General features: G+C 41.1%; 8 protein-coding genes. 4 read left to right on the top strand and 4 right to left on the bottom strand.

Translation table 11 applies throughout. The features are described 5' to 3' along the window. Positions 1–344: 344 nt before the first annotated feature. The 3 genes from G4D73_RS07385 to G4D73_RS07375 form a co-directional block, all read right to left on the bottom strand. Positions 345–1,028 carry a Fe2+-dependent dioxygenase gene (locus tag G4D73_RS07385; RefSeq protein WP_213686422.1) on the bottom strand — a complete coding sequence of 228 codons (684 nt, stop codon included), beginning with the start codon at positions 1,026–1,028 and terminating at the stop codon, positions 345–347. Positions 1,029–1,099: 71 nt separating this feature from the next. After that, positions 1,100–3,421, bottom strand: a complete 2,322-nt coding sequence (locus tag G4D73_RS07380; RefSeq protein ID WP_213686421.1) for a TonB-dependent receptor — start codon at positions 3,419–3,421, stop codon at positions 1,100–1,102. Positions 3,422–3,735: 314 nt separating this feature from the next. Next, positions 3,736–5,991, bottom strand: a complete 2,256-nt coding sequence (locus G4D73_RS07375) for a TonB-dependent receptor domain-containing protein (protein WP_213686420.1) — start codon at positions 5,989–5,991, stop codon at positions 3,736–3,738. A gap of 266 nt (positions 5,992–6,257) precedes the next feature. Here G4D73_RS07375 and tig point away from each other — a divergent pair, with 266 nt between their 5' ends. The 4 genes from tig (at position 6,258) to G4D73_RS07355 (ending at position 10,616) form a co-directional block, all read left to right on the top strand. Continuing rightward, positions 6,258–7,589, top strand: coding sequence for a trigger factor (gene tig / locus G4D73_RS07370; RefSeq protein ID WP_213686419.1), 1,332 nt, complete (start codon positions 6,258–6,260; stop codon positions 7,587–7,589). A gap of 194 nt (positions 7,590–7,783) precedes the next feature. Further along, positions 7,784–8,389, top strand: coding sequence for an ATP-dependent Clp endopeptidase proteolytic subunit ClpP (gene clpP, locus G4D73_RS07365; RefSeq protein WP_004647427.1), 606 nt, complete (start codon positions 7,784–7,786; stop codon positions 8,387–8,389). Between the two features lie 29 nt (positions 8,390–8,418). After that, entirely contained in the window at positions 8,419–9,729 is a 1,311-nt protein-coding gene (clpX, locus tag G4D73_RS07360) for an ATP-dependent protease ATP-binding subunit ClpX (protein ID WP_004278407.1), read from the top strand. Between the two features lie 170 nt (positions 9,730–9,899). Next, the gene (locus tag G4D73_RS07355; RefSeq protein WP_213686418.1) at positions 9,900–10,616 is read left to right on the top strand and encodes a DUF2846 domain-containing protein; all 717 of its coding nucleotides are present in this window, start codon (positions 9,900–9,902) and stop codon (positions 10,614–10,616) included. A gap of 70 nt (positions 10,617–10,686) precedes the next feature. Here G4D73_RS07355 and G4D73_RS07350 read toward each other — a convergent pair whose 3' ends face one another. Further along, positions 10,687–12,213, bottom strand: a complete 1,527-nt coding sequence (locus G4D73_RS07350; RefSeq protein ID WP_004278405.1) for a fumarate hydratase — start codon at positions 12,211–12,213, stop codon at positions 10,687–10,689. Between the last annotated feature and the right edge of the window lie 264 nt (positions 12,214–12,477).

Genomic DNA, 12,477 nt, shown 5'->3' with positions numbered 1-12,477 from the left:
TTGGGTTTTAGTGACAGTCTGGTTCAAACCTGAAATATGGTCTAAATATTGGTGGTTTAGCTTCACCAAATGCACTAAATGCCTTACTTATAATTTAAAGTTTAATCCACTTATCCCGAAAAGTTTTTGCTATTTTTATGGATTTTAGTCGTATGGTAATAAAGATTTTCTTATAAACTTTAAGAATTGAAAAATATTTTCACTTATTCTAAATATTGTATTTTATATTTTCTTAATTTGGACATAATGCGTTATTTATTACGTTCAATTGTGCCACAACGCAGTATATTTTGATAAACAATAAATCCAATGATTTTCAAAGATCATTGACCTCAGGGCATCTTTTAAAGTTCCGCCCATTTACGCATTAAATTATGATACAGATTGGTCAGTTTCATGACCTCTGCATGCTGATCGCCCAGCTGCATTCTCAGGTTTTGAATACTCTGATCCAGATTAAACAGCATATGCCGTTCTGCATCATCACGGATCATGCTTTGTACCCAAAAAAATGAAGCAATTCGACAACCGGCAGTGATTGGCGTGACTTCATGCAAGCTGGTCGATGGATACAAAATCATATCGCCGGCAGGCAATTTTACTTCGTGATAACCGTAAGTGTCTTCAACCACCAGTTCACCACCGACATATTCTTCCGGCTCACTCAAGAAAACCGTACAGGATAAATCCGTTCTGAGACGTTCATTGCTGCCGCGAATACGACGAATCGAATTGTCGACATGAAAGCCGAAAGATTCATTATTTTCATAGCGGTTAAACAGGGGAGGAATAATATCCAGTGGAATCGCCGCTGATAAAAATAAAGCATGCTGTCCCAGAGACTCAAGAATGATTGTGCTTAAATGCTGGGTCAGGGGATGATCTTCAGGTAATTGCTGATTCTGTTTCACCGTTGCAGAGAGTGTACCCGCGGTAACCTTGCCGTTGACCCACTCAATCTTATTCATCTCCTTACGGAAATATTGTACCTGTTCTTTGCTCAGTACATTTGGAATATGATGCAGCACTGGAAACCCCTGAATAATCGTATTTTAAAAATAACATAGCCCCCATCAGGAGGCTATGCGGTTGCATTGAATTAATATTTAAAGTTGACTGCCAGCACTGCGCTACGGCCTTCTGCTTCGGTCGCATAGTGAGATGAATAGGCTTTAGTGAAGTAACGTTCATCAGACAGGTTGTTAAGATTTAATTGCAAATCAACGTTTTCATTCACGTTATAACGTGCCATGGCATCATAGCGAACATAGCCCGGTACAAACTTGGTATTAGTAGCATTACCATAGACTTTGTCCATTGCGACGGCACCAGCACCTAGAGTTAAAGCAGGAGTTACTGCATAAGTAGTCCAAAGGGTTGCACTGTTTTTCGCGACGTTTTGAACTTGGTTCCCATTGCTAGGATTTGGCGCATATACAGCAGGTTGACCTGTAGCGGCAGTATTTACAAATCCACCATCAATCATTTCACTGTCTAAATAAGTATAACCCGCAGATATAGCCCATTTATCCGTGATGTTGCCATTTACACCAAGCTCAATACCATCGACACGAGTTTCACCAATATTACTTGTGGTGCCATCATCTCCGGTCGCACGAGTATTGGTTTTTTCCGTGCGGAAAATAGCTGCAGTCAGGTTGAGCTTATCATTCAAGACATCCCATTTAGTTCCTAACTCCATGGTCCGGACTTCTTCAGGTTTAAGATTATTTATTGCAGCAGTAATCCCTTCAGAACCATCGCCACCATCTACACCGACTGGATTAGACGAAGTCGCATAACTTGCATAGATACTGCCATTTTCAACAGGTTTAAAGGTCAGGCCAGCTTGATAGTTGATGAAATCTTTATCATTTTTAATCGTCACTTGATCGCCAGCACTTGCTGTAATCGGTGTATTGTTTGCACCAGTAACTGCATTATTTCGTGCACCATAAGTCATGGTTTGCTCAGTTGAGTAGTCATCCCAACGAACGCCCAAATCTAAAAGCCACTGAGGGGTGAATTCAATACTATCCAGGAAATAAACAGACTTTGATTTGCTTTGAATATTGTACTGGTCGGCACCATTGGTACTTAATGTACCTGTCCATGGCCCACGGTTTGGGTTTTGTACCGAAGTACACCAGCCTGATGCAATATTGGTGACATCACCGCAAGCAGCATACGCGCTACCTGTCGCATTTAGGCCATTAATAATATATTGCGTACGATCAGTTTCCTGATCTGAATATTCGGCACCCAGGTTAAAACTATGTTTAAGCGTGCCAGTATTAAATTTACCGGTTAAAGCAAGTTGGTCGGTAAAAGCATCAGTATCTGCCACACGTGAGTTGGCACGCGCCCAGACATTGCCATTCAGTAAGAAGTTACCTCTTGAATCATCTGGATTTGTCCAAAGGTAATCATTTTTAGACGTGTTATACACTGCGGTATTGCTAATGGTTAAGTTGTCCGTCAGATCATGTTCTAATTTAAGCGTTCCTGACTGATTTTCCTGTTTCTGGAAGTCACGATCTTTCCAGCCATAGTATTGACCTTGTTTAACATCAATAGGCTTACCGTTTCCATTCAATCCTACATTTGCATTTGTGAGCGCAAATGGATTGTTATAAGGAATACCTGAATCTGGTGTGTCATCGGTTTTTAAGTAGTAATAACTTAGAGTCCCACGGGTAGGGGTGTCCAGACCAAAGCTAATACTCGGTGCAATACCGGCACGTTTATATTCTGCACCGTCTTTCTGGCCGGCTTTTTCATTTTGATGTCCCATGACGGCAACACGTGCAGCAATGCCGTTACCAAAATCTTTGTTGCCATCTAAAGTAATACGTTGGTAATTGTCAGTGCCGCCAGCGACCGAGCCTTCTAGAAAATCGCCTGCTTTAGCGACTTTAGAAATCATATTAATGCTACCGCCAGTGGTGCCTGCACCGCCCATGGCAGAAGCAGAACCTTTGGTCACTTCAACTTGTTCTACCGCAAACATTTCACGGTTTTGTGAGGTGGCATTACGAACGCCGTCTACATACATCGAGCTTTCAGAGTTATAACCGCGAATAAATGGACGGTCACCATTCGGATTACCACCTTCACCTGCACCCAAGGTAATCCCCGGAACTGTACGCAGTGCATCAGCTAAAGTCGTCACTTGTGTATCTGCAATCAGCTGTTTTGAAATCACTGAAACTGACTTTGGGGTGTCGAGTAAAGGCGCAACAAATTTGCTATTCGCAGATTGATCTACTTTTAAGCTGGGTGTTTGTTCAGCTTTGACTTCTTGATGAATCGTCTCTAACTGGATCACCTGTTCTTCTGCCATCGCAGATGCAGCTACCATTGATAAAGATGAAACAATTGCAGAAGAAACGATTTTTTTACGTGTTTTAATGAAGGTCATGTTAAACCTAATAAATGAATGCTAAAAATGTATGCGAATAGTAATGATTCTTGTTTTTATTTTTATCTTTTTATCATGGGAATTCATGATCTTTAAGAAAATATTAAATGAGTTTATAAATGTAATATTATAACAATAAATAGTTAAGTTTATGTTTTTAATAGATATTGGTAAATCAATCTGATTGTTAAATTTTTATTGAGAATAATGATGTCTATAGAGGGGCATAAATTAATAATGTTTTGGAAAGTATTGATCGCACGATAAGAAAAAACCCTGCCAGGGCAGGGTTTTAAATAATTTTCACTTAAATATTAGAAGTCATATGAAACAGATAGCCAGTAGTTACGGTCTGGAATATAAGTACCCGCTAAACCACTCGTCGTTTTAGTATATAAGAAAGCATTTTCAACTTCGTTATCACTATTAATAAATGACTTATAGTCGCCAAAGTCTTTGTTCAATAAGTTATTCACACGACCTGAAACAGTAACTTGATTGTTGACTTTATAAGATGCACCTAAATTAAATAGCTCATAGGCTTTTAACTTATTGCCGACAGCATCAATTTCACGACTTACATTGACATCGCTTAAATCAGGATCTGTGAAGCGTACACGGTCAGATTTATATTCAGCTTCTAACCAAGTAGTGAACTTATCATTCACATACCAAGTTCCTGTGAAGTTCAAAGCGTGACGAGGTGTATTTTCAATAGGATTACCTTTATTTTCACCTTCGGTAATTTCAGACTCTAGCCAAGTATAGTTTGCTTTTACATCAACGCTTGGAGAAATGTCATATTTAGCACTAAGTTCAACACCGTAGCTTTCAGCTTCACCTGCATTGCCTTTAAAGCTAAAGTTTTGCTGATTATCAAAATTGCCTACAGTCATGCAGTTGTTTGCAGGTGCTTGTCCTGTTGGTCGACCTGCCCATAAACAGTTTTCAACGACGCGTGCATCACTGATAATAATATCTTTAAACTGAGTAAAGAACGCAGTGGTAGTTAAAGAGAAATTAGATAAGTTATCGTAAACGAAACCAAGTTCATAGTTTGTGGTTTCTTCAGGCTTAAGATCTGGGTTGCCCAAAGTCACGTTTCGGCCTTGTGAGCTAAAACCATTGATTCCATTATGAAGGTCATTCGCTGTTGGAACTTTATAGCCAGTACTTACACCACCTTTTAAAATCCACTGATCATTGGTGTTCCAAACTAAATATGCGCGAGGTGTAAAGTGACCACCAAAAGCACTATGGTCTTCGTAGCGACCACCGAAAGTGAATGCAAGAGAATCCGTTAGATTCCATTCATCCTCAGCGAACACAGACCAAGAATCCTGTTCAAAAGCAACTCCATTACCTGCTGAGTTATCGATGGTTTCACCATCTTTATATTCAATACCAGCTGTAAGTTTATGGTTGCCAAGTGTTGAAATAATACGAGAATCAACGGTTAGGTCTTTATTTTCTAAAATACGATCTTGTGTACCATCTGAATAATAATTGTATTCAGGTACATTTCCTTTTGGAAGACGACGGCCTTCCTGTTCAGAAGAAACATAGCTTGCAAATGTTTTCCATTGACCAAAACTAAGCTCAGCATCTACACCTGCAGAAATACGATCTCTTAAGAATTTGATCTCGTCTTTATATGAACCAATTCCTGATGGTAAACCTGTCGTACGGTTGAATTCGTAAAGTTCACCTAAACGGGCATCACTATTATCAAAACGTTGTTTAGCATGATCAAAGTCTACCCAAGTAGAGACATTATCATTTACATTTAGCGTAAGTTTTGTACCCACAGCATAATTATTTGCTTCTACTGTACGTGGGTCACGACCTTGGCTACCTTCATCAATAGTTTTTGCGGGGGTAACAAGTCGATCTGATTGATCGCGGTGGAAAAACTCGCCACGTACTTGTATACCAAGTTTATCTTGAATCACTGGACCATTAACAACTGCACTGGTTTTCCAGTTATTACCAATATCAGAATTTTCTTGAATATTCTGTTCAACAGAAACGTTACCATTCCATTCTGATGCAACTTTCTTGGTAATAATATTAATGATACCGCCCATGGCATCAGAACCATAAAGGGTAGACATAGGACCACGAATGACTTCAATACGTTCAATAGAAGCTAATGGTGGCATAAAGCTTGTACTAAATTCACCAAAACCATTTGGACCAATTGAACCAGAAGTATTCTGACGCTGACCATCGATCAAAATAAGAGTGTAAGATTGATTCAGACCACGCATTTGGATATTTAAACCACCAGTTTTGCCTTGGCCATTTCGTACGTCGACACCTGGTACTTCACTGAGCGCATCTGCAATACTGGTAATACCTTTTTTCTTTAATTCTTCTGCGGTTACTACACTAATTGAAGCAGGCGCATTTTTAATATCTTGTTCAAAACCCGCCGCTGAAACCACAATCGTAGACATTTGATGTGTTGTTGTAGGAGTCGCTGTCTCGTTCACAGTCTCTGCAAAAGTAGATGTTGCTGTAAACTCAAGAATTGCCAATGTAAGTGGACGAAGACTAAAACTATGCATGACCAGATTCCCGAACCGAAGAATAAATTAGTATTGTTGCTCAAATAAGAAACTGGATATTAATGATAGTATTTATCATTTGCAATAAAAATATACATTTTCTCTATTTAAATTGGGTTGACTAGGTATCTGGAAAGGTGGCAATTCAAGTGAAAAAAGGGCTTAAAAACTGGGACTCGCGCGTATTTTTTGTATATCCTTAAATGTTGTCATATAATGTGGCACATTTTTATAAACCTGTTATAACCTAATATATAGAGGAAGCCATGCAAGTAACTTCTGAAGCGGTTTCGGGCGTTGCCCGTCGTTTAAATGTTTCTGTACCGACGAGCCGTATTAATGAGCAATTTGAAGCTCGTTTAAAGCGCACTGCTAAAACTGCGAAGATCAACGGCTTCCGTCCAGGTAAAGTGCCTGTAAACGTAGTTCGTCGTGAATACGGCGCGGGTATCTACCAAGAAGTAGTAAACGATATTATTCGTGACACAGTTTTCGAAGCGATCCAGCAAGAAAAAATCAATGCTGTGGGCATGCCAAACATCGAAAAAACTGAAATGAAAGACGACGCGCTGGTATATACAGCGACTGTTGAAGTTTATCCAGAAATCGAAGTGAAATTCGACGGTTTGGAAGTTGAGCGTAAAGCAGCTGAAGTAAATGACAAAGACGTTGAGAAGATGATTGAAAATCTTCAAAAACAACGTGCTGCTTGGGCTGAAACAAAAGGCATGGCTAAAAAAGACATGCAAGTAACTTTTGATTTTGAAGGTTCAATCGACGGCGAAAAATTTGAAGGCGGTTCTGCAGAAGACTTCAAACTAGTACTTGGTTCTGGTCGTATGATCCCTGGCTTCGAAGACGGTATCGTTGGTATGAAGAAAGGCGAAGAGAAAGTGATTGATGTAACTTTCCCTGAAGACTACCAAGCTGAAAACCTTGCTGGTAAACAAGCTCAATTCAAAATCATTGTGAAGCTTGTTGAAAAGCAAAAACTTCCAGAAATCGATGCTGAATTCCTGAAAATCTTCGGTGTATCTGAAGAAGAAGGCGTTGAGAAGTTAAAAGCTGACGTTCGTAAAAACATGGAACGTGAAGTGAAGAACGGCCTTCGCAATCAGGTTAAAGGTGCGACTTTCGATGCATTAGTTGCTGCAAACGAAGTTGAACTTCCAGCTGCTATGCTTGCTCAAGAAATTGACCGTCAACGTCAACAAATGATCCAGCAGTTCACACAGCAGTTTGGTGCTCAAGGTGCGAAAGCATTTGATTCAAGCATGCTTCCAGACGAATTGTTTAAAGAACAAGCTGAAAAATCTGTAAAACTTGGCGTACTTGTAAGCCGTGTTTTAGCTGATGCGAAAATCGAAGTAGATGCTGCACGTGTTGAAGCGTACATCGAAGACATGGCTTCTTCTTACGAAGATCCAAACGAAGTAATTGAATACTTCAAAAACGATGCGCAACAACGTGCTCAAATCGAAGCAGTTGTACTAGAAGACCAAGTTGTTGATTACATTTTGGCTTCTGCTAAAGTAACTGATGCGACTGTAAGCTATGAAGACTTATTGAAAGAGCAGCAAGCTCGTCAACAAGGCTAATTTAGCTTTCGATAAAAAAGGCGCTTAATGCGCCTTTTTTTCATATTGATGCCTGAAAAAAGCATTTCTGTTTTTCACAAAACTAATGCAAAAAATATAATGGATTTGTTGGCGAATTTTTTGCAATTTCAGTGATTATCCCTCATATTGTGATTATGGGTTAGGTCACAAAAAATTTAGGAATAAATAAACGTATGTATGTTCCAACGATTGAAAACGCTTTAGTGCCAATGGTGGTAGAACAATCCTCTCGTGGTGAGCGTTCTTTTGATATTTATTCACGCCTTTTGCGTGAACGTGTAATTTTTATGACGGGCGAAGTTGAAGACAACATGGCCAACCTGATCGTTGCGCAAATGTTGTTTTTAGAGGCGGAAAATCCAGATAAAGATATTCATCTATATATCAATTCACCAGGCGGTTCGGTAACTGCGGGTATGGCGATTTATGACACCATGCAGTTTATCAAACCTGATGTCGTAACGTACTGCATGGGTCAGGCAGCATCAATGGGTGCGTTCCTGCTGAATGCTGGCACCAAAGGCAAGCGTTATTGCCTTGAAAATGCCCGTGTCATGATTCACCAGCCATTGGGTGGTTTCCGTGGTCAGGCTTCAGATATTGAAATTCATGCACGTGAAATCCTGTTTATTAAAGAACGTTTAAACCGTTTAATGGCTGAACACAGCGGTCAGGATTACGAGAAAGTTGCACGTGATACAGACCGTGACAACTTTATGACTGCTCAGCAAGCGAAAGAATACGGTCTTGTGGACGAAGTTTTAACTAAACGTCCATAAGTTTTAAAGATTGAGATAGTGGAGTAAATATGTCCGAACATCCTCAAGGACAAAAGCATTGTTCATTTTGCGGTAAAACGCAGTCTGAAGTCGGGAAGCTGATTGCAGGCGAGGACGCATACATTTGTAACGAATGTGTGGACGTATGCTTAGATTTGGTTCAAACCAGTCAGCAGGTGGAAACCAATGACTGGGCCAATCGTCCTTTGCCGAAACCGCATGAAATTCGTGCGGCCTTGGATCAATATGTGATTGGTCAGGACGTCGCGAAAAAAACCTTGTCAGTTGCGGTTTATAACCATTACAAGCGCTTGAAAGTGCAAAATAATGGCAAGAAAGCTGATGATTCAGTCGAGCTTTCAAAAAGTAATATTATGTTGGTTGGTCCGACAGGATCGGGCAAAACCTTGCTTGCACAAACGCTGGCACGTCTTCTGGATGTTCCATTTGCCATGGCAGATGCAACGACACTGACCGAAGCCGGTTATGTGGGTGAAGATGTAGAAAATATCGTACAGAAGCTTTTACAAAAAGCAGATTACGATGTCGAAAAAGCGCAAAAGGGGATTATCTATATCGATGAGATCGACAAGATTACCCGCAAGTCTGAAAACCCATCCATCACGCGTGATGTATCGGGTGAAGGCGTTCAGCAAGCATTATTGAAAATGATTGAAGGCACGGTTGCATCAATTCCGCCACAAGGTGGACGTAAGCATCCGCAGCAGGAATTCATTCAGATTGATACCTCGAATATCCTGTTTATTTGTGGTGGTGCATTCTCAGGACTTGAGAAAATTGTACAGCAGCGTCAGGAAAAAGGTGGCATCGGCTTTACTGCAGAAGTGCGTAAAAAAGATGAAACCAAGAAGCTGTCTGACTTGTTCCGTCAAGTCGAAGCAACTGACCTGGTAAAATTTGGTTTGATTCCAGAATTTATTGGTCGTCTGCCAGTGATTGCCACTTTGGACGAGTTGGATGAAGAAGCACTGATGCAGATTCTGACTGAGCCGAAGAATGCTTTGACCCGTCAGTATCAACATCTGTTTGATATGGAAGATGTGGATCTGGTCTTTGAAGAATCTGCTCTACGTGCAGTGGCTAAGAAAGCTGTTGAGCGTAATACAGGCGCGCGTGGTCTACGTTCAATTCTGGAAAATTCATTGCTGGAAACCATGTATGACTTGCCAAGCCGTAGTGATGTAGGCACTGTCGTCATCAATGAAGCTGTAATTAAAGGTGAAGCAGAGCCGGAATACCGTGCCGAGCGTCAACCACATGATCAGCAAGAGACCGCGACAAAAATAGATTTAAAGGTCGTGAATAGCAAATCCGCTTAATTGCTATTCGTCCGAAACGTGCGAAAACTCCGTGTTTTCGCACGTTTTTTATTTCCAAAAATAAAGCTCGGTGTTAATCTGATTCACTAGGCGTGGATGCCTAAAACTTATAAAAAACAAATCGCAAAGCACTTGCATACAAAAGAATAAAGACGCAGTGAGGGATAAGCATGCGTGGAGTCGCAATTGTACTCATCAGCAGTTTGGCATTGCTGGGGTGTCATGGTAAGAAAGCCGTCGTTGAGCCTACACAGCCACTCAGCACTTTAAAAAATATCGATCTTGAAAAAAAACCGGGCTTTGTCGAGCAGCATCGTATTGGCATGTTCACCATTGGCGGTTGGGTCAATCAAAAGCATGGAAACCAGTTTCAGACGGTGAAACCACAGCATGATGAAGCCGCCATCGTGTATTTATACCGGCCCGATTCTAAATGGAATCGTCAGGAAATTGTCGCTGCCAGCCTGTTTATTAATCAAGAGCATATTCCAAGCTTATTGCATAATCATTATTACTGGATTGAGGTGCCTGCAGGGACCTATCGTTTGAGTACCAGCCGGCCATTAGGTGCATTGCATTTCCAGAAGCCTAAATATCTGGATTTTACTGTCGAAGCGGGACAGTCTTATTTTATTAAATATGATGAAGAGAATATCAGTACACGCCGGAGTATTTCCGGGCCGCTCATGCTGATGCCGGAAAAAGTTGGCCTGAATGAAATTGCTTTTACTCAGCTAAAATCAGACAGCTTTAACTTCGTGGCACAAGATCAAGAAACTGGCCAGATTCGTAAAAAAGCCCAAAAAATTGAACCGACTGCTTATGATCCATCATTAGATGTACAGCTGAAAGCACCTTTTAAACTTTGGGATCCACGTACCTGGTAGTTTGGACATTTTTTTGAGCAAACATCATAAAAAAGCACCCATTCAGGGTGCTTGTTTATTGTAGTAAAAATTAGCCCGCAGCAGCGTCAACTACTGGAATCTTACCAATTTTTGCTTGCCAGATTTTAGGTGCAGTCGCGTGAATAGAAGTACCATTCACATCAACCGCTACAGATACCGGCATATCTTTTACCACAAACTTGTAAATTGCTTCCATACCCAGGTCAGCAAAGGCAACCACTTCAGCTTCGCGAATAGCTTTAGACACGAGGTAAGCAGCACCACCGACAGCCATCAGGTAAGTTGCCTGGTTGTCTTTAATGGCTTCAACGGCAGCAGGACCACGGTCTGCTTTACCGATCATGCCGAACATGCCAGTTGCTTCAAGAACTTGACGCGTAAATTTATCCATACGCGTAGCCGTTGTTGGGCCAGCAGGGCCTACAACTTCGTCGCCGACTGGATCAACAGGGCCAACGTAGTAGATAAACTTGCCTTTCAGATCAACAGGAAGTTCTTCACCGTTGTTCAGCATGTCGACCATACGTTTGTGTGCAGCATCACGACCTGTGTAGATTGTACCGTTAAGAAGAAGTGTATCGCCTGGTTTCCAGCTATTCATTTCTTCTTGGGTAATCGTGTCAAGGTCAACACGTTTAGAAGATGAAGAATCCCAAGTCACAGCAGGGTAGTCTTCAAGTTTAGGTGCTTGAATATGTGCAACACCTGTACCATCTAACTGGAAGTGTGCATGACGAGTCGCAGCACAGTTCGGGATCATACCAACTGGTTTACCTGCAGCATGACATGGATAATCTTTGATTTTAATATCAAGTACAGTGGTTAAACCGCCAAGACCTTGTGCACCAATACCCAAAGCATTTACTTTTTCGAAGATTTCGATACGAAGCTCTTCCATTTTGCTTTGTGGACCACGACGAAGCAATTCGTCCATGTTGATCTCTTCCATCAATGCTTCTTTGGCAAGCATCATGGCTTTTTCAGCAGTACCACCAATACCTATCCCCAGCATACCTGGTGGACACCAGCCTGCACCCATGGTCGGAACAGTTTTCAGTACCCAATCCACGATTGAATCAGACGGGTTTAACATTGCCAGTTTAGATTTGTTTTCTGAACCGCCACCTTTGGCTGCCACAGTGATATCTACTTTATTACCAGGCACAAGCTTGTGGTAAATCACGGCAGGAGTGTTGTCTTTGGTGTTCTTACGACCAAATGCAGGATCAGCCAGAACTGATGCGCGAAGCACGTTCGAGTTTTCTAAATAACCCTGACGTACGCCTTCATTGATTGCATCATCCAGGCTCATGGTTAAATCGAATTTAACGTCCATGCCCACTTCAACAAATACGTTGACGATACCGGTATCTTGACAGATTGGGCGGTGGCCTTCTGCACACATGCGTGAGTTAATTAAGATTTGTGCGATCGCATCTTTAGCAGCTTTGTTCTCTTCACGATCATACGCACGGCTCATCGCTTGGATAAAGTCTTGTGGGTGATAGTAAGAAATGAACTGAAGCGCATCTTTAACCGATGTGATCAAGTCATCTTGCTTGATAATAGTTGTCATACAAATATCTCTTGAGCGGGCTGATAGCTAGCGGGCTAAATTATAAGACAAAAGAATCGGGTTGTGGGCATTTTGGGCGAGCATTGGCCGAAAGTTTATAGTTTAAGCAATCTGAGCAAGGACTTTAGCTATTCCATGGGTCAAATATGACAGCAAGTTGTCATATTCAATGTCATATTTCAGATAAAAAATACGCATAATTTTGCTTATTCCGTATTAAGCAATTGAATTTTATTAATTATTTTAAATTTAATAAAAAACCAG

Origin of the sequence: Acinetobacter sp. WY4 (assembly GCF_018438165.1) — a bacterium.
Classification (GTDB): domain Bacteria; phylum Pseudomonadota; class Gammaproteobacteria; order Pseudomonadales; family Moraxellaceae; genus Acinetobacter.
Note: the sequence above shows the minus strand (reverse complement) of the source record. Positions and strands in the feature narration are given on the sequence as shown.